Origin of the sequence: Streptosporangium sp. NPDC023963 (assembly GCF_040639135.1) — a bacterium.
Taxonomy (GTDB): Bacteria; Actinomycetota; Actinomycetes; order Streptosporangiales; family Streptosporangiaceae; genus Streptosporangium.
On record NZ_JBEZZK010000007.1, the window covers coordinates 342,654 to 364,649 of the forward strand.

Consider the following 21,996-nt stretch of genomic DNA (forward strand, 5'->3'; position numbering starts at 1 on the left):
GGAGGCGACGCCCCGGATCACTTGAGTCCGGTGGAGGCGATGCCCTGGATGAAGAAGCGCTGCAGGAAGACGAAGAGGACCAGGACCGGCAGCACGACGACCACCGCCCCGGCGATGAGCAGGCCGTATTGGGTCCCCTGGTAGCCGTTGAAGATCGCCAGCGCGACGGGCAGCGTGTACTTGTCCTCGCTCTGGGCGACCACCGCGGGCCACAGGAAGTTGTTCCACGAGCCGAGGAACGTGATCAGGCCGAGCGTGGCGAGCGCGGGCTTGCAGAGCGGCATGACGATCCCGAAGAAGATCCGGAACTCCCTGGCGCCGTCGACCCGCGCGGCGTGGATCAGCTCGTCGGGGATGTCCGCGATGAACTGGCGCATCAGGAAGATGCCCAGCGGGGTGACCAGGCCGGGCAGGATGATCCCGAGGAAGGTGTTGACCAGGCCGAGCTTCGCGATGAGCACGAACTGCGGGATCATCACCACGATCGCGGGCAGCGCCATCTGCGTGAGGACCAGCGCGAAGAGCACGTTCTTGCCGCGGAAGGCGAGCTTGGCGAAGGCGTACCCGACCATCGAGCAGAACAGCAGGTTGCCCGCGACGGTGGCGAGGGCCACCACCGCGCTGTTGACGAACACCTGCGTGATGTTCATCTTCTCCAGCAGCTCGCCGTAGTTGGCGAGCGTCCACTGCACCGGCAGGAGGTCGGGCGGGGTCCGCCTGATCTCGGTCTCCGGCTTGAACGAGGTGAGCAGTGTCCAGACGAACGGCAGCACGACGACCACGAGCCCGGCGCTGAGCAGCGCGTACGTGGAGAAGCGGCGTTTCACGAGGGCCTCGCGGCCCGGAGCGGGTTTCGCCGGGGTCCTCCGCCTCGGCGCCGGTTTCACGCCGGCCGCCCGGCCCGGAGCCGGTTTCGCGGGGGCCTCCCCGCCCTGAACGGGTCTCATCTGGACCTCCCGACCCGGAACTGCAGGACCGCGAGGGCCACGATCACGGTGAACAGGACGCTCGCCGCGGCGGCGGCGTAGCCGTAGTTGCCGGAGCCGAACTGGTCGTAGATGGCGAGCGACGCCGAGGTGGTCGCGCCCGCCGGGCCTCCCTGGGTCATCACCAGCGGTTCCTCCATGAACTGGGCGAACCCGATGGAGCTGTAGACGGTGCAGAACAGCAGCGCCGGGCGGAGCATCGGCAGCGTGACGGAGCGGAACCGCTCCCAGCGCCCGGCGCCGTCGACCTCCGCCGCCTCGTACAGCTCCCTGGGGATGCCCTGCAGGGCGGCGAGCAGGACGACCATGTCGAAGCCGAAGCTCCGCCAGGCGGTCATGACGATGATCACCGGAAGCGCCAGGTTCTCGTCGGCGAGCCAGCGGGGGCCGTCCACGCCCACCGCCGCGAGCACCTGGTTGACCAGTCCCGCGTCGGGTTCGAGCAGGAACCTCCAGGCCACCGCGACGCCGATGATGCTGGTGACGTACGGCAGGTAGTAGCCGAGCCGGAAGAACGCGGCGGGCAGCCGGGCGATCCCCGAGTTCAGCGCCACGGCCGCGCCCAGGCCGAGGGCGATGGTGAGCGGCAGCGCGGTCACCACGAAGATCAGCGTGTTGACCGCCGCCTTGCGCATGAGCTCGTCGTCGAACAGTCGCAGGTAGTTGTCGAGCCCGACGAGGTTGACCCCGAGGGGGTCGCGCACGTCGGTGCTGCGCATGTCGGTGAAGCTCATGCCGAGCTCGACGAGGAGCGGCCCCGCCCAGAAGACCGCGAACATCACCACGAAGGGCGTCACGAAGACCCAGGCCAGGCCGGTACGGCGGAATCCTCCCCCGGATCGCCGCTCCCCGGCGGGGGCCGGTCCGGTGGGCTCGCGCGAGCCCACCCGCTCGCCGACCACCATGGTCAGACCCCGGTCCCGATGGTCTCGGCCTGCTCCTGGACGCGCTTGGCCGTCTCCTCGGCCGTCTGCTTGCCCAGGGCCATCTTCTCGACCTCGGTCTCCATCACCTTGGCCACCTGCTCCCAGGTCGGGACGGCGGGGACGGCCTTGGCGTCCTTGAGCTGCTCGCCGAAGACGGTGACGCGCTCGTCGGCGGTGAGCGCCGGGTCCTGCCAGGCGGCCTCGACGCTGGGCAGCGCGTTGACCTTGGTGTACCAGGTGGCCTGGACCTTGGGGTCGACGAGCCAGCGCAGGAACTTCCAGGCGGCCTCGCGGTTCTTCGCGTCCTTGAAGACCACCATGTCGCTGCCGCCGATCAGGCTGGAACCTCCCGCGCTCCCCTTCGGGTAGGGCGCGACGGCGAACTTGTCGCCGAAGCCCTCGCCGCCGTCCTTCTCCAGGCCCGCGATCATCCACGGCCCCGAGTAGAAGGCGCCGACCTTCCCCTTGACGAACGTCTGCGGGAAGGCGCCGGTCGGCTGGTCGGTGCTGGCGAGCCCGCTCTCGAAGAACGAGCCGTACTGCTTGAGCGCCTTGACCATCTGCGGGGTGTCCAGCGTCCACTTGCCGTCCGCGATGATCTCGCCCCCCGCCTGCCACACCAGCGGCAGCACCTCCTGCCAGGAGCCCTGCCGGAAGTTCTGCTCGACACCGAGCGAGGCGCCGCCCTTATCCTTGAGCGCCTTCACGAAGGCGGTGGTCTCCTCCCAGGTGGTGGGCGGCTTCACCGACGCCTTCTCGGCGAGGTCCTCGCGGTAGTACAGGGCGCGGGTCTCGACGTACCAGGGCACGCCGTACGCGGTCCCCTCCACCTCGACCGTGCCCCACGCGCCGGGGAAGAACGACGACTTGTCGATCAGGTTGGCCGGGGTGGGGTCGAGGGCGCCGGTCTTGGCCATCTCGCCCATCCAGGTGCTGCCCAGCATGGTGACGTCGGGGGTGGCGTTTCCCGCGATGGCCGCGGTGATCTTGTCGTGGGCGACGTCCCAGCCGAGCGCGGTCACCTTGATCGTGATGCCGGGGTTGGCCGTCTCGAAGTCCTTGGCGAAGGCGCCCAGCGCCTCCCCCTCGGCCCCGATCGCCCAGACCGTGACCTCGCCGGCGGCCTTGCCTGTGTCGACGTCCCTCGCCTGCTCGGCGGCCCCTCCGGTGCTCCGGCCGCACCCGGCGAGCACCAGCCCCAGCGCGAGGATCCCGACGGCGTACTTCTTCACTTTTCCTCCAGGGGGTGAGACCCGCAGCTGGATCGGACGATCAGCTGGGTGGGGAGAATCTCGGAGTTCGGGACGGTTCGGGTGCCCTTGATGAGCTCGTCCAGCGCGCGGGCGGCGCGGGCGCCGAGCAGGCGCATGGGCTGGCGCACCGTGGTGAGGGCGGGCCTGGCGTGGCGGGCGGCCATGATGTCGTCCCAGCCGGTGATGGCCACGTCGCCGGGCACGTCGAGGCCGAGCTCCTCGGCCGCCAGGATGACGCCCAGGGCCACCTGGTCGTCGGCGCAGATCACCGCCTCGGGACGGCGCCCGCCAGCGGGTTTCCCGCCCGGGTTTCCCCCGAGCAGCGTCCGCCCCGCCGCGTACCCGCCCTCCACGGTGAGCTCGCAGGGCAACGGCGCCGGAGGCCGGATCCCGTGGCCGGACAGGACCCGCCTGACCCCCGTCCAGCGCTGGGTGACGTCGCCCCGGTCGTCGTCCCCGGCCAGGGCGAAGGTGGTGTAGCCGTGACCGAGCAGGTGGGTGGCAAGCGCCTCGGCCGAGGCGGTGTTCTCGCTGGAGACCGCGTCCGCCCGTTCGACGGGGTCGCGCGCGAGCAGGACCAGCGGCGTCCTGCTCCTGACGATCTCGTCCACCAGGGCGTCCTCGACGGTCCTGCCGAAGATCACCATGCCGTCCACCCGGCCGACGAGGTCCCTGACCAGGTCCTGCACCGCGGCCCGCCCGCGGGTGGACAGGATGAGCACGGAGCGGCCGAGCTCGGCGGCCACCTCCTCGTACCCCAGGAGGACCTCGGCGAAGTAGGGGCCCGACAGGTCGGGGAAGACGATCCCGTTGGCCGCGTGGCGGCCCTGGGCCAGGGAGACGCCGAGGCGGCTCGGGGTGAAGCTGAGCTCCTCGACCGCCCTCAGCACCTTCTCGCGCGTTCCGGCCGCGACGGGGCCGGTGTTGCGCAGCGCCCGGGAGACGGTGGCGATGGAGACGCCCGCCCGCTGCGCGACCTCGTAGATGGTCGCGCCCTGACCTTCGTCGCTGTTTGACACCCGTCGTCCGATCTGCCGGGAAGTGGAAGCGCTTACACTCGGCGGCGACAGAGGGTGGAAGCGCTTACAGTGAATGACCGGAGTCAACCACCGGACGGAATCATCAGTAAAGACTTGTTACGCCACCGTTACCAAACGGGCACAGCGATATTCCGGGATTTGTGAGACTTGTCAGGAAAAAAGAGGCCAGGTCACCTCCCGATACGAACGAACGCCGATTGACTATCGCCAAAAGATCATCCGGGCTATCCTCGCCGGAATCGGGCAGTCCATGACCGCCAGGGCGTGGCACCGTCCACCTCGCCCCCTGAGATCCGTGAGCCGTTCGGGGAGCTTGATGAGATTCCAGGTGCTCGGCGATGTGACGATCATCGCCGACGAACGTCCCGTTCCCCTGTCCTCACGCAGGCAGGAGCAGCTGCTGGCGCTCCTCGTCTGCGCGCGGGGGCGCGTCGTGCCGGCCGAGATCCTGATCGACGCGCTGTGGGGGGAGCGGCTCGGACCGCGCGCGGGCAAGAACCTGCAGGTGCTCGTGCACCGGCTGCGCAGAACGCTCGACGCCCCCGAGCGGATCCGGCACGACCGCTCGGGCTACGCGCTGTCCGCGCGGCCCGAGGAGGTCGACGCCTGGCACTTCGCCGACCTGACCGAGCGCGCCAGGCGGGCGCTGAACCGGGGGGAGCGGGAGGAGGCGTCCGTCCTGCAGCGGGAGGCGCTCGCGCTGTGGAACGGCCGGGCCTTCTCGGGACTGGACGGCGTGGCCCAGCTGGCGGAGGCGGCCGAACGCCTGGAGCAGGACCGCAGGCGGGTGCTGACCGAGCGCATCGACACCGACCTGGCGCTGGGCAGGCACGCGGAGGTCATCCCCGAGCTCCTCTCGATGGTCGCGGAGGATCCGCTGGTGGAGTCCACGACCGCGCGGCTGATGGTGGCGATGCACCGGGCCGGGCTGCGTACGGAGGCGCTGGAGACCTACCGGCGCACCCGTGCCGTCCTGGCCGAGGAGCTGGGCCTGGAACCGGGACCGCAGCTGCGCGCGCTGGAACAGGCCATCCTGCGCGGGGATCCCCGGGTCGACCTGGACCCCCGGCCGGAGACGGCACCGGCGAGGAACCCGGCCCCCGCCCCTCCGGCCCCCTCTCCCCCGGCTCCGCCCCCGCTGCCCCCGCCGCCCCCGCCGGCCCCGTCCCTGCTCCCCGCCGGAGTGGGCGACCTCACCGGGCGCGACACCGAGCTGCGCTGGCTCGTCTCCGTCCTGCGCGACCGCCCCGCCTCCGGGCCGGTGATCTGCGCCGTCTCCGGCATGCCGGGGGTGGGCAAGAGCGCGCTGGCCCTGCAGGCCGCCCACGACCTGCGGGACGCCTTCCCCGACGGCCGGCTGTACGTGAACCTGCGCGGCGCCGGAGCCGAACCGGTCGAGCCGTCGCACGCGCTCAGCCGGTTCCTGCGCGCCCTCGGCGTGGCGGGGACGGCCGTTCCCGACGGCCTGGACGAGCGCGCCGAGGTGTTCCGCGCCCACCTGTCCGACCGGCGCGTGCTGGTGCTGCTGGACGACGCCGCGAACGAGGCCCAGATCGAGCCGCTCATCCCCGCGGGGAACGGCTGCGCGGTGGTGGTCACGAGCCGCGGCGCGCTGACCGCCCTGCCCGGCGCGCAGCGGCTCGCCCTGGGGGTGCTCGGGAAGGCCGCCGCAGTCCGGCTGCTGGGTACGATCACCGGCCGGGTCGAGCTGGCCGCCGACACCGCCACCGCCGAGCGGCTGGCCGAACTGTGCGGGCACCTCCCCCTGGCGCTCAGGATCGCCGGGGCGCGGCTGGCCGCCCGGCCGCACTGGAGCGTCGACCGGCTGGTCTCCCGGCTCGCCGCCGAGCACGACCGGCTCGACGAGCTCACCCACGGCACCCTGTCGGTACGGGCCAGCCTCGCCCTCGGCTACTCCGGTCTCGACGAGCCCGGCCGCACCCTGTTCCGCCGCCTCGCCCTGGTCGAGACGCCCGACTTCGCCGGCTGGGTCGCCGCGGCGCTGCTCGACGCCGGCCCCCGCGCCGGATCGCGCGGCACCGGGGAGATGGACGCCGAGGAGATACTGGAGAGGCTCACGGAGGCGCAGCTCGTCGAGTACGCGGGCCGGGACGGCGTCGGCGAGCCCCGCTACCGCGTCCACGACCTGGTGCGGCTGCACGCCAGGGAGCGCGGCGAGACCGACGATCCTCCCGGCGCCGCCGTCGCCGCGCTGACCCGGCTGGCGGGAGGGTATCTCGCGCTCGCCGAACGGGCGCACCGGCGGCAGTACGGCGGCGACTACACCGTGCTGCACGGCGGCGGGCCGCGCTGGGACTGCGGGGAGGCCACCTCCGACCGCCTACTCGCCGACCCGTCCGGCTGGCTGCGCGGCGAACGGCTCGGCCTGGTGGCGGCCGTGGAGCAGGCCGCCCGGCTCGGCCTGAGCGAGATGTGCTGGGACCTGGCGATGACGGCGGTCACCCTGTTCGAGGCGCAGGGCCACTTCGACGACTGGCGGCGCACCTCGGAGACCGCGCTGGCCGCCGCCCTGCGCGCGGGCGACCGGCGCGGCGAGGCGGCGATGCGCTACTCGCTGGGCACGCTCGCCCTGTTCCGGCAGCGCTACACCGACGCGCGGCCGCACCTGGAGGCCGCGCTGCCGCTCTTCGAGGCGGTGGGCGACCGGCACGGCCAGGCTCTCACCCTGCGCAACGCGGCGCTGATCGAGCGGGTGGAGGGACGGGCGGAGACCGCGCTCGACGCCTACCGGCGGGCGTTGCAGATGCTCCGCGAGGTCGGCGACCCGCACGCCGAGGCCCACGTGCTCGGCAGCATGGCCCAGATCCACATCGAGCACGACCGCCCCCGCACGGCGGCCCCGCTCCTGGAGACGGCGCTGGCCGTCTACCGTGACCTGGGCAACGCGCGAGGGGTGGCGCAGATCCTCAACAGGCTGGGACTGCTGCACCTGCGCCAGAACGACCCAGCGCGGGCGAAGGACGCGTTCGGGCAGGTCCTGCTCGCCGCCAGGTCGGCCGGAGACCGCATCGGCGAGGCGTACGGCCTGCTCGGGACGGGCGAGGCCGAGCTGCTGGCGGGCGAACTCGATCGCGCGACCGGCCTGCTCGACGCGGCGCTGCTGCTGGCCGAGGAGCTCGGGGAACCCTTCGTCGCGGCCCGCGCCCGCCTGGCCCGCGGGCGGCTCGCCGCCGAGCGCGGCGAGTACGGGCAGGCCGCGACCATGCTGGACCGGGCGGTGAGGGAGTTCGCCGACATCGGCCTGCCGGTCTGGCACGAGCGGGCGCTCGAGGCCCGGCGCGCTCTCGACGGCATGCTCTCCGCGCCGCCCACCCCCTGCTGACCGGGCGGGAACCTCCCTGCCGATCGGGCGGGAACGCGACCGGACGGGAACGCGATCAGGGGATGCACGCCGGGGTGCGGCCGGGCGGGTGCACGGCCGGGAGGTGCACCCGGCCGAACGGAAGCGCGGCCGGGCGGAAGCGCGACCGGGCGGGTGCACGGCCGGGCGGAAGCGCGGCCGGGCGGGAGTGTCGAAACCCCTCGCCCGGCCGCTTCACGCGACGCCGGCTTCCGCCGGTGAGCTACTCGCCGGGGTCCATCCAGTGGCTGTCGCAGTCGGGCTTGGTAACCTGATCATGCAGATCGATCGCCGCGGCCGGCGTGGCGCTCGCGCCCAGCAACCCGGCCACCATCAGCGCCAGCAACCCCGTCTTGATCTTCTTCATCTTTCTCCTTGATCGTCAACAGATCGGTGCCATACCCCGCAGGCGTTGGTGATCGATAGCAAACCACGAGCGCCAGGTGTCGCGTATGGGATCTCGCTGTTGAACTTCTCCCCCTTCAGGTCGTTATCGCCCTTCCCCTGGCGAAGGCCTACGGCCGGGTGAAAGACCGGTTCCGCCGGCCTGGGCACCGAACCTCGGCCCACCCGCCGCTCGACGCTGAGCGGCGGCTGCTCCCCGCCGGCGATCAGTGCTCGATGCCCGGCCGCCGGTGCCGGACGTCCGGCGCGAGCGGGCCCGCGCAGAAGTGACCGGCACCCCTCGGTGGAGCCGCGATGACCCCGTACAACCCCGTTGCCGGTGTCAGGCCGCAACAGCCCCCGTAGCCGCTACGGCGACGACCCCGGCGCGATGTGGCCCACCCGACGTCGTTCCCGGCCGGTGGCCCACCCGGGGTTCCGGGCGGTTCCCCGACCGGTGGGAAGCGAGACGACAGGCATGGGTGCGACCGGCTGACCGGCCGTACCCATGCCGCCCCGGTGTCGTGTCGTTGGTTCCCACTGCGGACGACCATCTCCACCTCGCACAGCTCGGATGCCGCCTGCGGACGGCATCGACGCTGGTCAACGCCAAGATAGACAAATCCGGTTTCACGTCGGTTTCACGTCACCCCCTCCGACCGGACCCGGGCACCCCGGCCCCGGACGGCCTGGTTTTGGACACCCCGGCCCGGGCCGGGGACCGCGGATCCGGTGTCACGGGACGGTGATCACGATCTTGCCGAGGAGATGCCCCTCCTCGCTGAGACGATGGGCGTCGGCGGTTCTCTCCAGCGGGAAGGTCCTCTCGATCGGCATGCGCAGCGCGCCGCGCTCCAGCAGGGGGAGGACGTCGGCGAAGACCTCCGCCAGGGGAGTCCCGCCGACACCCCTGGAGAAGCGCACACCGTACTCGGCGGCCCGCCCGTCGGCGATGGTGACCACCCTGTCCGGGCCACCGGCCAGTTCGACCGACATGGCGAGCACGTCGCGGCCGGAGGCGTCGAGGACCGCGTCGACACCTTCCGGGGCCGCGGCGCGCACCCGTCCCGCCATGCCGTCGTCGCCGTCGTCGCCGTCGTCGCCGTACGCGACCGGTCGCACGCCCAGCTCGCGCAGGAAGTCGTGACGGGCCGGGCTCGCCGTACCGACCACCCGCACGCCCCTGGCCCGGGCGAGCTGCGCGGCGACCAGCCCGACACCGCCGGCGACCGCGTGGATCAGCAGCGTGTGCCCCTCCTTCACGTCGAGCTCCCGCAGGGTACGCCAGGCGGTGTCCACGGCCACCGGCAGCGCGGCGGCCTGCTCGAAGGACAGCCAGGCGGGCATGGCCAGCAGGTTCCCGACGTCGGCCGGCACGTGGGTGGCCACGGCGCCGGAGAGGACCCTGCCGAAGACGGCCTGCCCCACCCTCCAGCCCCCGGCACCGGCCCCGAGATCGACAGCGGCACCCGTACCCGTACCGACACCGACACCGACACCGACACCGACACCGACACCGACACCGACGCCGACACCGGCCCCGGCCCCGGCCCCGGCCCCGGCCCCGAGAGCGTCGACCGTTCCGGCGAACTCGACACCGACGCCGGCGGGCCCTGCCGACAACTGGCCACGGTCCATGAATCCGCGGCGGAGTTTCCAGTCGATCCCGTTGACCCCGGCGGCCCGTACCGCGACCCGCACCTGACCGGGACCCGGATCGGGAAGGGGAACGTCGTCGAGGGTGAGCACCTCGGGACCGCCGTAGCGGGCATAGCGGATGGCCTGTGACATGGTTCTCTCCCTCTGAGCGGGTGTGTGCCTGATCGACGGCGTGGACTGCCGGGCCCGCGGCCCCGGCGGCACGCCACGATGGAGGCGCGGGGAAGCGCGAGGACGGCATGGAGAAGGCGCGAGGACGGCAGGGGGAAGGCGCGGGGACGGCAGGGGACGGTGCCCGGCCGGTGAACCTCTCAGACCAGCAGCAGGGTCTTCCCCACGGTGTCGCGGGCCTCGATCGCGGCGTGCGCCTCGGCGGCCCGATCGAGGGGGAAGGTCTGCCCGATGACCGGCCTGATCCGGCCCGCCGCCGCCTCGGCCAGCGCCAGCCCGGCCAGCCGCCTGCCCTCCTCCGGGGCGAACCGCACCTGCTCCATCCCGCGCACGCCCACCCCCCGCCGCCCGGCCTCCTCGAGGTCTATCCGCGCGAAGCTCCCACCGGGCACGCCGTACGTGAAGAACCTGCCGCCGCTCGCGACGATCCCGAACGCGTCCTGTCCGATCCGCCCCCCGGCGCCGTCGAAGACCACGTCCACCCCGGCACCGCCGGCCGCCTCCCGGACCCGTTCGGGCCACCCCGGCTCGGAGTGGTCGACCACGGCGCCGGCCCCCAGCTCCCGGGCCAGGCCGAGCTTGCGCCCGCCCCGGGCGGTCGCGATCACGTGGGCGCCGGCCGCGTGGGCGAGCTGCACCAGCAGGGTGCCGAGCCCTCCGGCCGCCGCGGTGACCAGCACCCGCTCCCCGGGCTCGATCTCGGCCGCGCCCGCCAGACTCAGCGCGGCCGGGCCGATCTGGAGAAGCGCCGTCGCCTCCCGCACGCCCAGCCCGTCCGGTACGGGGACGAGAGCCTCCACCGGCACCACGGCCCGCTCGGCGTACCCTCCGTCGCCGGTCATGGTGATGACGTCGCGGCCGACCCAGCCGGAGTCGACCCCCTCCCCGACGGAGAGCACTCTCCCGCCCACCCCGCCCCCCGGCACGTACGGTGGACTCTGGCCGAAGAACTCGGCACCCCAGCCGGTACGGAGCTGCGTCTCGAGGGACAGGACGTCGACGGCGGACACCCCGACCACGACCTGCCCGGCTCCGGCGACCGGCTCCGGCCGCCGGTCCACCACGAGTACCTCCGGTCCCCCGAACGCGGTCACCTGAACAATGCGCATATCGACCACTTTCTCTCGGTGTCCTCGCGCACAGTCTCAAACCTGAAGTTATGTTGATGTCAACCTGCAACGAAAGGATCTGCCCGTGCGTCCTCCCGTCCATGACCTGCCGGACCGTCCCGGCCGCGTGAGAGGCTGCCTGCTGGGCGGCGCGCTCGGCGACGCGCTGGGGGCTCCCGTCGAGTTCGAGTCGATCAAAAGGATCCGCAGGCAGCACGGGCCCGAGGGGCTGACCGGCCTGGTCCCCGACTGGCGCGGCAAGGTCGGCCTGATCACCGACGACACGCAGATGACGCTGTTCACCGTGGAGGGGCTGATCCGCGGCGGTGACGTCGCCGCCGTCCGGCGCGCCTACCTGCGCTGGCTGGACACCCAGCAGCACCGCTCCCCGCCTCCCGCCGCCCCCGCGCACGACCGCACCGCCACCCGCCCGGCGCCCCTCTCCTCCCCGGCCGCGAACGATCGCCCGACAGATGACCTCCCGGCGCGCGATTCCGCTCCGGCCCCGTCCGCGAACGACCCGGTCCGCACCGGCCTGCTGCGCGAGCAGGAATGGCTCTACTCCCAGCGGGCCCCGGGGAACGCCTGCCTGTCGGGCCTGCGCGACCGCCGTGCCGCCGCCCCCGCCCCGTTCGGCGAGCCCGGGCCGGTCAACCCTGATTCCAAGGGCTGCGGGACGGTCATGCGCTCGGCCCCCTTCGGCCTGGCCGCGCGCGGTGCCCGCCACGCCTTCGACCTGGCCGCCGAGTGCGCCCAGATCACCCACGGCCACCCCACCGGCTACCTCGCCGCCGGCGCCTTCGCCGCCATCGTCCACTTCCTGACGGAGGACGAGTCCCCGGCGGAGAACGGGCCCCTGAAGGAGAACGAGCCCGGCGGGGTGGACGGGTCCCCGGGGCCGGACGAGACGCTCGCGCGGGCCGTACGGAAGGCGATGGACCTGCTGGCGACGTACCCCTCGCACGAGGAGACCAGCCTGGCTCTGCGCGGTGCCGTGTCCCTCGCGGCGGAGGGCGGCCCGACACCGGAGAAGGTGGAGTCGCTGGGCGGCGCGTGGGTCGCCGAGGAGGCACTCGCCATCGCGGTCTACTGCGCCCTGACCCACCCCGCGCCCGGCGACGTCGGACGGGCGCTGCTGCTCGCGGTCAACCACTCCGGCGACAGCGACTCCACCGGCGCCGTCTGCGGCAACCTCCTGGGCGCCCTCCACGGTGAGGCGGCGCTCCCCGCCGACTGGCTCGCGCACCTCGAGGGCCGGGACGCCATCACCGAGCTGGCCGACGACCTCGCGGCCTGGTCCGCAGGGAACCACGAGATCACCGACGCCTGGCGCAGGAAGTACCCCGGCGCCTGACCTCTGGGCCTCCCCCGGTGGTGAGCCCGCGTCCAGCCGATGATGAGGACGCCTACCGCGTGCTGAGCGGGAGACGGAGGACGAAGCGCGCTCCGCCCGAGGACGCGTCCTCGACGTGGAGGGTGCCGTGGTGGGCGCGGGCGATGTCACGGGCGATGGCCAGGCCGAGCCCGGTGCCGCCGCGATCGCGGCTGCGGGCGGTGTCCAGCCGGGCGAAGCGCTGGAAGATGTGCTCGCGCTCCGCCGGAGGCACGCCCATGCCGTCATCGGTGACGCTGAGCTCGGCGATGCTTCCGGCGCGGCGCACTGTGACCACCACGTCGTGCGTGGCGTGCCGTTGCGCGTTGTCCAGCAGGTTGTCCAGCACCCGGCCGATCTGTTCCGGGACGGCGTCGGCCGTCATGCCGGCGGTGAGGTCGAGCCGTGCCGGGTGCGGATCGCCGGTGCGGCGTGCGGTTCCCGCCTTGGCCAGTACGGCCAGGTCGACGGGCTCCAGGGCGGCGGGCGGCGCCGCTCCGATCCGGGCCAGCATGAGGAGGTCGCTGATGATGGCCTGCAGCCGCTCCACATCGCCCAGGGAGTGTTTCACCAGGTCGGCGAGGTCGGTCTCGTCGGGATGAAGTTGCGCCTCCTCCAACTTGACCCGTAGCCCGGCCAGTGGAGTGCGCAGTTCGTGCGAGGCATCGGTGGTGAAGCACCGCTGGCGGTCGAGCGCCTGCTGCAACGACTCGGTGACGCGCTCCAGCTCTGCGGATATCGCGCGCTCGCGGGTGTAGTGGCGGGCGTTGTCGACGCACACCGCGGCGCGGCCGACCAGTTCCTCGGCCAGGGCGAGGTCGTCCTCCTCGAACGCGTCCTTGCCCGTGGCGCGATAGAAGCTCACCACCCCGAGCGTGACGCTCCGGGCCCGCACCGGCACCGTGATGAGCGAGTGGATGCCCTGCTCACAGATTCTCCGGCCGCGCTCGGGATCCTGTGCCAGCCACCCGAAAGTGGTGGACAGCACCGGGCCGAGCACCGGCTGCCCGGTGGCGAGACTGCGCCCCTGCGGCGTGGACGGGAGCGGGTGGATGAGCGCGCCGAGCTGGTACAGAGCGGTCCTCTTCCCGATGCCCGCGAAGGCGACCCGGCGCAGCCCCGCGTCCATGCCGGCGGGCTCGTCGCCCCGCAGGACGCAGTCGGCCAGGTCGACGGCGACATAGTCGGCGAACCGGGGGACGGCGACCTGGGCCAGTTCCTCGGCGGTCCGGGTGACTTCCAGGGTGGTGCCGATGCAGGAGCCCGCGTCGCACAGCAGGCTGAGTCGCTCACGCGCCCGCAGGGCGAGCCGGCCGATGCCCGGCTCGCTCATGGCGAGCAGCCACCCGTCGGTTTCGGTCACCGTCCTCCCCCGTTCCCGTTCCCGTTCCCGTTCCCGTTCGGCCGGGCCTCATGGCCGTCGGTGAGCCTCGCCTTCACCGCGATGGCGGTGGAACCGATGATCGACTGGGCCACGAGCGTGGCGGTGCGGCCGTCCGAGAGGACCATCTTCACCACCGTCGCCCGGCCCTGCGCGACCAGCCTCACGGCGGCGTCCTCCAGGGCGCGCCGATCACAGCGGCACAGGTCCAGGGGCGTGGAAGTCGTCGCGACCCCTCCTTCGGGCGCCCGGAGGAACTCCTCCATCAGGGCCCGCTCGTGTTCGACCACCATTTCGAACAATCGCCGCTCGACGGCGGCGGCCGATCGCCGGGCCAGGACCATCATCTCCGCGTTGGCCGTGTCCTTCAGGCAGACGACGCTGATGGCCCCGGTCATCCGCCCGCTGAGCGGGTGGCGGATCGGGGCGCCCACGCCGGTGAGCCCGCGCAGTTCCTCCGCGAAGTGCTCATTGCCGGTGACCTGGCGGATTCGCCGTTCCACCAGCGCCGAGCCAAAGGCGCTGGTGCCCATGTCCGCCTCTGCGAAGTGGAACCCGGGCGCGGCGCCGACCGCGTCCATGGTCCGGCGCAGGGCCGGGTCGCCCTCGTTGCGCAGGAACAAGACCCCCCTCGCATCGCCCAGGAACATGGTCACGGGAGTGCCGTTGATAACGGTACGCAGCCGCTCGAACACGGGTCGGGCCGCGCGCACCACTCCGCAGTCAAAATCAAGATCACCAGACAGGCGCGGCCTCACGGCACCGGGCGTGAGTCCCGCCTCCTGGCACCGCCGCCACGATTGCAGGGTCGCGGCGCGCACCTCGTTCCCCGTGAGCTTCCCATCCAGGAACCACTCCACGAGCTTCTCGTCGGGCCCTCTCCCGTCGTCCCATCCATCTGCCATTGCCATCCTGCCCACTCCAAAAACATCCATACGGTGAGCTTTATGTACCTTTCATCCAGAATACGGAGGAAAAACATATTTAATCCCATACCGTGGCAAAGAAATGTCAGGCCTTGGCCTTCCCCGGCGGAGGCCGCCATGTCCGCGCGCCCTCGGATGCGAGTGCCACCGGAATGGGCCTTTCCCCAAGGCCGGGTAATAAAGGAACACCCGTCTCGCCCTCCCTCCGGCTGGGCGACACCGGGGATGGCGTCCTCCCCTCTCCCGGGCGGGGCGATACCAGGTCATGGACGGGGAACACGCCGTCCTGCCTGGGACGGGGGGTACCAGGCTGCGCCCTGCGAACCGGCGCATACTGGGTAAATGACCGAAAGCGGAGAATTGGGCCCCGCGCTGCGGCACTGGCGTGACCGGGTCGCCCCGGCCGCGGTCGGGCTGCCCGGCGGCGGGCCGCGCCGCGCGGCGGGCCTGCGGCGCGAGGAACTGGCGATGCTCGCGGGGGTGTCGGCCGACTACATCACCCGCCTCGAACAGGGCCGGGCGACCTCCCCGTCCACGCACATCCTCACCGCGCTGGCCCGGGCGCTGCGGCTGTCCACCCAGGAACGCGAGCACCTGTTCCTCCTCGCGGGGCAGCCACCGCCCACCGCCGGGCGCATGTCCACCCACATCACCCCGAGCGTGCAACGGCTGCTCGACCAGCTGGACGGCACACCCCTCAGCGTCGGCGACGCCTCCTGGAACCTGATCAGCTGGAACCGGCCGTGGGCCGCGCTCTTCGGAGACCCCTCCCTGCTGGTCGGGCGCGACCGCAACCCGATCTGGCGCCACTTCATGGGCCTCCCGGGGCGCGTGAGCCACACCCCTGAGCAGGAGATCCGCTTCGAGACGGTCGCGGTCGCCGATCTCCGGTCGGCGACCGCCCTCTACCCCGCCGACACCGGTCTGCGCTCGCTCGTCACCGACCTGCGGAACGCCAGCCCGCGCTTCGCGGAGCTGTGGGACAGCCACGTCGTCGGCGTCCACGAGTCGGACCGCAAGACCGTCCACCATCCCGACGTCGGCCCGCTCACGCTCGACTGCGACGTGCTCACCGTGCCCGGCAGCGACCTCCGCATCATCGTCTACAGCGCCGCCCCCGGCACCGAGGCCGCCGACAAGCTGAAACTCCTCACCGTCATCGGCACCCAGACGATGCGGCCGTCCTGACCCTTTCGACCAAGACCTGGTCGATCGTCTCGCGCGGCGAAGCCGACGGACGCCCGCTGCGCGGGGGAAGCGTCGCGGCCGACGTACCGGGGCGTGGGGCGTGAAGGGTTTCGTGGCGGCCGGCTTTCGCCGTCTTGGAATATGGCCGACACTGAACACATGTCGAGACGCACACTGACCTGGCCAGGTGTGGCCGTGGCGCTGGGGACGCTGGGATGGCATTTCATCGCCATGTTCGTAACAGCCGGCTGACTGTTCGCAAACCGGGCATTTCCTCGATTTTTTCTGGATAAGCATCAGATTTAATCATCTGAGGGGCGGAAATCGACCCCGGTTTACCCTGTGCCTCACACCGGTACGATCACGCCGGCGGCAGCGAGAACCCCGGGAGATGATGCATGGCGAGACTCGGCGTCCACCGCGACTTCTTCCGGACCTTTCTCAAGCTCGAAAAATCGGTTCAGGACCAGACCATCGAGGTGTTCTCGAAATTCCGGCAGGCGACCCACACCGGGCTGCATCTGGAGCCGGTGGCCAAGGCCCGCGATCCCCGGACGCACAGGATGCTCCTTCACGACTCCTCGACACGTTCCGCGACCTTCCCCCTGTCCACGGTCACGGCCCGCAGGAGCCCCCGGTGACCCCGGCAGGCGTCGTCGTACTGGGCCTCGTCACCCCGGTCGATGATCAGGGTGTCTTCCGCCTGTCTCCCACACCGCGGCCGGAATCTGTCGGAGCCGGTTGGTAGTCATGGCGGTACCCCCTCTTCCTGGAGACGACCGTTGACCTCTGACATGGGCCTTCTCGGCGAGCTCTCCCCCGAGCAGCTCGACCGGCTCGGCGACCTCGACCGGACCCGCGCGGACGTGTTCACCCGGCTCGACGAGCTCTACGCTCTCGACAGGCTCGACGTTTCGGAACATTCCTGGCCCGCGCCGATGCTCGCCGACACGGTCACCGCCGCGCTCGGGCCCGATCTCGGCGACGCGCAGTGGCGCGCGCTGGGAGTGTGGGCGCAGTTGCGGATGAGCGTGTCCCGCGACCACGACCACCGCCCCGACCCCGCGCCGCTGGCCCTGCGGGTCGCCGAGCAGGACCTCGCCTGGACCGGCGACGAGATCGAGCTGCTCTGGCGGGCGGCGGCCGAGCCTCTCCGGCACCGTTACAGCTACCAGTCCTCGCTGGTCATCCCGTGGGCGGCCACCCAGAAGCTCTCTCGCGGGGAGCAACGCCGCCATCTTCCCCGGATGCGCCGGATCCAGGAGATCATGACCGGCGCCCGGTGGCACTCCCGCTCGTCGCTCAAGCACGACCTGGACGTCTTCCTGGCCGGGCACGCCGAGAACGACCCCGCGATGGTCACCACCTGCCTGACCGGCGGCGGCGACGGTTTCGCCGTCCTGATGGCCGCCGAGTACGGCTCGCGCCTCGGCGACCCGCGGATGACCCCCCTGATGCGCCACTGGATGACCGCCACCTCGGCGCGTCCCAGCCCCGCCTGGCTCAAGCAGGCCGCCGCCCTGCTCACGCCGGAGGCCGCCGTGCTCGTCCGGGAGGTCCTGGACCGCGTCCCCGCCCACCGGGAGGTGACGACCCGGCACCGGAACGGCGACCACGAGTGGACCACCACGACCTATCTCCACGAGCGCACCGCCACGCCGCTGCGCGGCATGGTGTGGACGTGTGAGCTGATCGACGAGCCCTGGATCGTCCCGCTGCTCGGGGAGGTGGCGCTGGCGGCGGGCATCGGGATCGGCGGGTCCGGCCCCAACTCGCGCTGCGAGATGCTCGTCAACGCCGCCCTGCTCGTGCTGGCCGGACGCGGTGGCCTGGAGGTGGTGGCCCCGCTCGCCCGGATGCAGACCAAGGTCAGGAAGAAGTCGATCCTGGCGAGGGTGGCGCGGACGCTGGACGAGGTGGCCGCACAGGCCGGACTCGGCCGCGAGCAGTTGCTCGACCGGACCGTGCCGGCGTTCGGGCTCGGCCCGGACGGCGTACGGGAGGAGAAGGCGGGCGACCACGTCATCCGGCTGGCGCTGGACGAGGCGGGCACACCGCTGCTGACCTTTCTCACTCCAGCCGGCAGATCAACCAGATCAGCCCCGAAAGCGGTCAGGGAGAGCCGCGGCGGGCTGCTCGCCGAGTTCCGGAACACGCTCAAGGAGATCCGGAAGACGCTGCCCGCCGAGCGGTTCCGCGTCGAGCGGGCGCTCGCCGAGGACCGGCTCTGGCGCTGGAGCGAGGTCGAGGAGTTCTTCCTTGACCATCCCGTCACCGGTGTCCACGGCAGGCGGCTGATCTGGCAGATCCTGCAGGGCCCCGCCGGGACACCGGTCAGGACCGCCGGCGGCTGGCAGCTCACCGATCCGGCCGGCCGCCGGATCCAGCCCCGCGCCGACACCCCGATGCTGCTCTGGCACCCCATCAGGGAAACCGTCGAGGAGGTCCGCGGCCGGCGCGACCACCTCCTGGAGACCGGGCTGCGGCAGCCGTTCAAGCAGGCCTTCCGCGAGGTCTACCTGCTCACCCCGGCCGAGGAGCGGTCCGGGACGCTCTCCGACCGCTTCGCCGGGCACAGGCTGCGGTACGGCCAGGCGAAGGCGCTGCTGTCCGAACGCGGCTGGACCGGACTCTCGCTCGGCCACTGGGACGGGGCGGGCGGCTCGGGGCAGGGCGAGGCCGTCAAGGACGTCCCCGGCTGGCAGGCGCGCTGGGACATGCACCTGCCCTGGGATTCCTGGGAGACGGACCGCCACGGCGACTCGGCCTCGTTCTGCCTCAGCGGGCCGATCCGGTTCCACCGCACCGACGAGGAGTCGCCGCAGGAGGAGTTCCACGGGCCGGCGCCGCTGACCGAGGTGCCCCCGCTGGTGCTGTCGGAGGCCATGCGCGACGCCGACCTCGCCGTCGGCGTCTCCTCCGTCGGCCTCGACCCGCAGGGGCAGGGCGACTACTGGCACTCCTACAACTTCGGCGACCTCACCGAGACCGCCGAGATCCGCCGCGACGCCCTGACCCGGCTGCTCCCCCGGCTGCGCATCGCCGACCGGGCCGAGCTCACCGACCGTTTCCTACGGGTCCGCGGCGACCTGCGCACCTACCGGATCCACCTGGGCTCGGGCAACATCCTGATGGAGCCCAACGACGCCTACCTGTGCATCGTCCCGGGTGGCACGTCCGACCAGGTCTTCCTGCCGTTCGAGGAGGAGGGCGGCATGCTGTCGGTCATCGTCTCCAAGGCGCTCCTGCTGGCCGGCGACGCCGCCATCACCGACCCGTCCATCGCCCGCCAGATCAGGGCCTGACCGCGGGTCCGCCGGGGGACACGACAGGCCGGCCGCCTCCCGGGGCATGTCGGCGACTTCACGAAACCCCGTGTGGTCACCGGCGACCGCGGCGGACCTGCGCGCGGTAGTGGTCGAGGATGTCCTGGCGGAGGAGGTGGCCGAAGCCCGCGGCCTCGATGCGCAGGCCGAGCTGGGGCTCGGTCACGCCGAGCGCGGCGGCGGTGGCGGCCATGTTCCAACCGGCGGCGGCGAGTTGGGTCAGCAGGTGACCGCGCCGGACCTGGTTCTCCGACAGGCGGAACGTCTTGAGGTACGCGACCCGGCCTGTGTCGTCGGTGATGAGCTCGCCGATGTGGTTCTCGCGCTGCCGTTCGAAGGGCGGCAGGAAGCGGGACAGGCGGTAGTCGCCCATCTCGTGAACACGCTGGTAGGTGTAGTCGGCGCCCAGCAGCCCGCCCGCCATGACCCGGTCGTGGAAGGCCGCCCACTCGTCCCGCTGCTCGCGGGCCCGCGCGCGCAGATCGGCGAGCGAGCGCACCGTCGCGTCCGCGATACGGGCCCGGAAGTCGGGCACCGGCCCGCCGAACATCGCGTAGTGGTGGATCAGCTCGCCGTACAGGTCCTGGACGAGGGTGGTGTGCAGGGCGCGGTAGTCGTCGGGGTGCGGCACCACGAACACCGCGGCGAGCGCGTCCGCGACGTAGACGAGAACGCCGCACTGGCCGTGGTGGATCTCGAAGACATGCAGGGCGTCCTCCAGACCGCTGACCGCGGCGCCCACGTACGCCTCCTCGACGCGGGGCGAGAGGCCGCGGCTGATCGCGCGGTGCGACCACTCCTCCCACGCGATCTCCGGACCGCCGAAGTGCAGCGCCAGATAGCCTTCGAGCGCCAAGTGCAGGGGCAGGAAACGCAGCCGGTTCCTGTCGGCCCGGCGGGCCATCCGACGGTGGAACCGCAGCGACATCCGGCCGGGCGGGCGGTCACGCTCCTGTGGCCCCCGGAGCTGGGTCCCGTACGCCGCGGCGGGGGTGCCGTCGCGCGTCCAGCTCGCCACGAACCCGTGCGGGATGTAGGAGAGGTACGAGGTCCGCGCGTCCACCGCGACGACGCCGAGGTCCGCGTCGTAGAGCCGGGCGTCGAGCCGCAGGTCCTCGATCGGCTCCTCGCGGACCAGCGGGACGAGCCGTACGCCACCCCACGCCTGCGCGGGGCGGGTGGAGAGCCCGGTGAGGGCGAGATCCGTCATGTGTCCTCCCGCAGGAACACCTCGACGCGGCGCGCCAGGTGGGCGCGTAGCTCTGAGATCCCGGTGCGCCCCTCCGCGAACCGGGCCAGCTCCACCAGGGCGACCAGGTTCTCGGCGTCGCGGATCCCGGCGGTCGGGACGGTGGGCGCCAGCCGCCGTACGTCGAAGTCGGCGGCGTCGTACACCGGGTTGAGGTGCACGACGGCACAGGCGTGGTCCGGGTCGAGCCGGGTGCGCCAGATCCGCAGCACCTCTCCGGCGAGCCCCGGCGGTGAGTTGTCCCATCCGTCGGAGACGATGACGAGGCGCCCGGGTCCGCGTTCGAGAGCGTCGAGGACGCGCTCGCCGAGCGGTGTCGCCCCGTACGGATGGACGAGCAGCGCGTCCGTACGGCCCGACAGCCACAGCGGCGTGTACTCGCGGGCCAGCGCCTCCAGCAGGAAGTGGCAGGCGAGCGCGACGGCGAGCGGGCGGCGGCGCTTGTGCCCCGAACCGTACGCGGAGAAGCTGTCGTCGAGGACGGCGGCCACCGCGCCCCAGCTCCCGGCCTGGTCGCCCGCGACCCGGCGGGCGGCCGCGCGCAGCGCCTCCGTCAGCTCGGCGCGGCGGCGGACGCGATCGTCCAGCGAGAGGGCGAGCACATATGACGCGAGCCGGGTCAGCGGCATCGTGGTGAGGTCGGCCCGCACCGCGCCGGCCCCCAGGTCGCGTGCCGACTCCTGCAGGCGCAGCCGCTCCAGCCGGGTGAGCCGGGGCGCGATGCGCTCCAGGAAGGTGGCGCGTGCGATGCGGTGTTTCGCCGCGAACCCCTCCGCGACCGTGTAGGGCAGCCTGTAGAGCGCGGCCTGCTCGTAGTGGGCCCGCCGCCAGGTCTCCAGGATCGGTGTGGCATAGGCGGCCGGCCGGTGCGGGGTGAACAGGAACGGCCCCAGCTCCCCGCCGGGCCTCAGGTGGGCGTGGCGGACGGCGTCCTTGACGGCGCCGCGGTACTTCACCGCGTCGAACGCGAGGTCGGGGCGAGCGGCGAGCCAGTCCCGCATGATCGCCCTGGTCCGCCGGTTGTTGACCTTGGCCCGGCGCAACTCGCGGAACAGCCGGTACACCCGGGGCGGCGGCAGCAGGGCGAGCCTCCGGGCGATCAGGCGCCCCTCGGCCCGGCGCTGCTCCGCGTCCGCCTCCCCTGCCGTGACCAGCAGGTTCCTGGCGATCAGTACGGTGTTGTGGTCGTTGACGTCCAGGGCGAGGGTCGCCGCGTACAGGTCGCGGTAGTTGCCCAGCAGGTAGCTGTGCAGGAAGTCCAGCGAGAGGCCCTGCTCGCCCGCGCCGGAGTGGAACTCGCGCTGGCCGGTGGAGGTGATCGCCGCGTTCACGAACAGCAGGACGTCCTCGGCGGCGATCAGATCCGCGACGGTCTCGACGTGGGCTTCGATCGCCGCCTCCGGGGTGATGTGCGGGGCCGGCCTGGAGTGGGGGCACAGGGTTGTATGGGGTCGGCCGGGGAATGGGGGCACGAGCTGCGAATCATCGCTTCAAAGGCGGGTCCCGGAAGTCGCGCCGGAGTCCCGCGGCCGACCCCGGAAGGCTAGCACCGGCATATCGCCTTCTTCTGCCCTATTTCCCACCGCCCGGGCCGGAGGTCACCTCTTTCCCACCGGCCCAGGCCGGGTGACGCCTCTTTCCCGCAGCCCGGGCCGGAGGTCACCT

At 72.3% G+C, this 21,996-nt stretch carries 16 protein-coding genes; 5 read left to right on the top strand and 11 right to left on the bottom strand.

Annotated elements, in window-relative coordinates:
- Positions 1-17: 17 nt before the first annotated feature.
- The 4 genes from AB0F88_RS23460 to AB0F88_RS23475 form a co-directional block, all read right to left on the bottom strand.
- Positions 18-827: a carbohydrate ABC transporter permease gene (locus AB0F88_RS23460; protein ID WP_362687677.1), complete on the bottom strand. Its 810-nt coding sequence runs from the start codon at positions 825-827 to the stop codon at positions 18-20.
- A 116-nt stretch (positions 828-943) separates the two neighbouring features.
- A complete protein-coding gene (locus AB0F88_RS23465; RefSeq protein ID WP_362687680.1) occupies positions 944-1,891 on the bottom strand; it encodes a sugar ABC transporter permease in 948 nt (315 codons plus the stop codon).
- Between the two features lie 2 nt (positions 1,892-1,893).
- Positions 1,894-3,144, bottom strand: coding sequence for a sugar ABC transporter substrate-binding protein (locus AB0F88_RS23470; protein ID WP_362687683.1), 1,251 nt, complete (start codon positions 3,142-3,144; stop codon positions 1,894-1,896).
- Complete coding sequence (locus AB0F88_RS23475; protein ID WP_362687687.1) at positions 3,141-4,184, bottom strand: LacI family DNA-binding transcriptional regulator; 1,044 nt, start codon at positions 4,182-4,184, stop codon at positions 3,141-3,143. The genes AB0F88_RS23470 and AB0F88_RS23475 overlap by 4 nt, the downstream gene beginning before the upstream one ends.
- A gap of 337 nt (positions 4,185-4,521) precedes the next feature.
- Here AB0F88_RS23475 and AB0F88_RS23480 point away from each other — a divergent pair, with 337 nt between their 5' ends.
- The gene (locus AB0F88_RS23480; protein ID WP_362687690.1) at positions 4,522-7,548 is read left to right on the top strand and encodes a BTAD domain-containing putative transcriptional regulator; all 3,027 of its coding nucleotides are present in this window, start codon (positions 4,522-4,524) and stop codon (positions 7,546-7,548) included.
- A 241-nt stretch (positions 7,549-7,789) separates the two neighbouring features.
- Here AB0F88_RS23480 and AB0F88_RS23485 read toward each other — a convergent pair whose 3' ends face one another.
- The 3 genes from AB0F88_RS23485 to AB0F88_RS23495 form a co-directional block, all read right to left on the bottom strand.
- A complete protein-coding gene (locus AB0F88_RS23485) occupies positions 7,790-7,933 on the bottom strand; it encodes a hypothetical protein (RefSeq protein WP_362687695.1) in 144 nt (47 codons plus the stop codon).
- Between the two features lie 752 nt (positions 7,934-8,685).
- On the bottom strand, positions 8,686-9,741 hold the full coding sequence (locus tag AB0F88_RS23490; protein WP_362687699.1) for an NADP-dependent oxidoreductase: 1,056 nt from the start codon (positions 9,739-9,741) through the stop codon (positions 8,686-8,688).
- 179 nt (positions 9,742-9,920) lie between these two features.
- The gene (locus AB0F88_RS23495; RefSeq protein ID WP_362687703.1) at positions 9,921-10,889 is read right to left on the bottom strand and encodes a zinc-binding dehydrogenase; all 969 of its coding nucleotides are present in this window, start codon (positions 10,887-10,889) and stop codon (positions 9,921-9,923) included.
- 85 nt (positions 10,890-10,974) lie between these two features.
- On the opposite strand from AB0F88_RS23495, the gene AB0F88_RS23500 reads away from it, so the two are divergent.
- Positions 10,975-12,243 carry an ADP-ribosylglycohydrolase family protein gene (locus AB0F88_RS23500; RefSeq protein WP_362687706.1) on the top strand — a complete coding sequence of 423 codons (1,269 nt, stop codon included), beginning with the start codon at positions 10,975-10,977 and terminating at the stop codon, positions 12,241-12,243.
- A 52-nt stretch (positions 12,244-12,295) separates the two neighbouring features.
- Here the strand turns inward: AB0F88_RS23500 and AB0F88_RS23505 are convergent, their stop codons facing one another.
- Together AB0F88_RS23505 and AB0F88_RS23510 are read right to left on the bottom strand one after the other, a co-directional pair.
- A complete protein-coding gene (locus AB0F88_RS23505) occupies positions 12,296-13,624 on the bottom strand; it encodes an ATP-binding protein (RefSeq protein WP_362687709.1) in 1,329 nt (442 codons plus the stop codon).
- On the bottom strand, positions 13,621-14,547 hold the full coding sequence (locus AB0F88_RS23510) for a hypothetical protein (protein ID WP_362687713.1): 927 nt from the start codon (positions 14,545-14,547) through the stop codon (positions 13,621-13,623). Before AB0F88_RS23510 ends, AB0F88_RS23505 begins: the two co-directional genes overlap by 4 nt.
- A gap of 363 nt (positions 14,548-14,910) precedes the next feature.
- On the opposite strand from AB0F88_RS23510, the gene AB0F88_RS23515 reads away from it, so the two are divergent.
- The 3 genes from AB0F88_RS23515 (at position 14,911) to AB0F88_RS23525 (ending at position 19,061) form a co-directional block, all read left to right on the top strand.
- Positions 14,911-15,756: a helix-turn-helix transcriptional regulator gene (locus AB0F88_RS23515; RefSeq protein WP_362687716.1), complete on the top strand. Its 846-nt coding sequence runs from the start codon at positions 14,911-14,913 to the stop codon at positions 15,754-15,756.
- Positions 15,757-16,154: 398 nt separating this feature from the next.
- On the top strand, positions 16,155-16,397 hold the full coding sequence (locus AB0F88_RS23520) for a hypothetical protein (protein WP_362687720.1): 243 nt from the start codon (positions 16,155-16,157) through the stop codon (positions 16,395-16,397).
- Positions 16,398-16,538: 141 nt separating this feature from the next.
- Entirely contained in the window at positions 16,539-19,061 is a 2,523-nt protein-coding gene (locus AB0F88_RS23525; protein WP_362687723.1) for a DUF4132 domain-containing protein, read from the top strand.
- A gap of 76 nt (positions 19,062-19,137) precedes the next feature.
- Here the strand turns inward: AB0F88_RS23525 and AB0F88_RS23530 are convergent, their stop codons facing one another.
- Together AB0F88_RS23530 and AB0F88_RS23535 are read right to left on the bottom strand one after the other, a co-directional pair.
- Complete coding sequence (locus tag AB0F88_RS23530) at positions 19,138-20,292, bottom strand: hypothetical protein (protein ID WP_362687726.1); 1,155 nt, start codon at positions 20,290-20,292, stop codon at positions 19,138-19,140.
- Positions 20,289-21,803, bottom strand: coding sequence for a hypothetical protein (locus AB0F88_RS23535; protein ID WP_362687729.1), 1,515 nt, complete (start codon positions 21,801-21,803; stop codon positions 20,289-20,291). Before AB0F88_RS23535 ends, AB0F88_RS23530 begins: the two co-directional genes overlap by 4 nt.
- Between the last annotated feature and the right edge of the window lie 193 nt (positions 21,804-21,996).

Bases quoted from the DNA above. Each gene is read 5' to 3' on its own strand.
- AB0F88_RS23465 (WP_362687680.1), bottom strand. From the start codon at position 1,891: ATGGTGGTCGGCGAGCGGGTGGGCTCGCGCGAGCCCACCGGACCGGCC.
- AB0F88_RS23480 (WP_362687690.1), top strand. From the start codon at position 4,522: ATGAGATTCCAGGTGCTCGGCGATGTGACGATCATCGCCGACGAACGT.
- AB0F88_RS23485 (WP_362687695.1), bottom strand. From the start codon at position 7,933: ATGAAGAAGATCAAGACGGGGTTGCTGGCGCTGATGGTGGCCGGGTTG.
- AB0F88_RS23490 (WP_362687699.1), bottom strand. From the start codon at position 9,741: ATGTCACAGGCCATCCGCTATGCCCGCTACGGCGGTCCCGAGGTGCTC.
- AB0F88_RS23495 (WP_362687703.1), bottom strand. From the start codon at position 10,889: ATGCGCATTGTTCAGGTGACCGCGTTCGGGGGACCGGAGGTACTCGTG.
- AB0F88_RS23510 (WP_362687713.1), bottom strand. From the start codon at position 14,547: ATGGCAGATGGATGGGACGACGGGAGAGGGCCCGACGAGAAGCTCGTG.
- AB0F88_RS23515 (WP_362687716.1), top strand. From the start codon at position 14,911: ATGACCGAAAGCGGAGAATTGGGCCCCGCGCTGCGGCACTGGCGTGAC.
- AB0F88_RS23520 (WP_362687720.1), top strand. From the start codon at position 16,155: ATGGCGAGACTCGGCGTCCACCGCGACTTCTTCCGGACCTTTCTCAAG.
- AB0F88_RS23530 (WP_362687726.1), bottom strand. From the start codon at position 20,292: ATGACGGATCTCGCCCTCACCGGGCTCTCCACCCGCCCCGCGCAGGCG.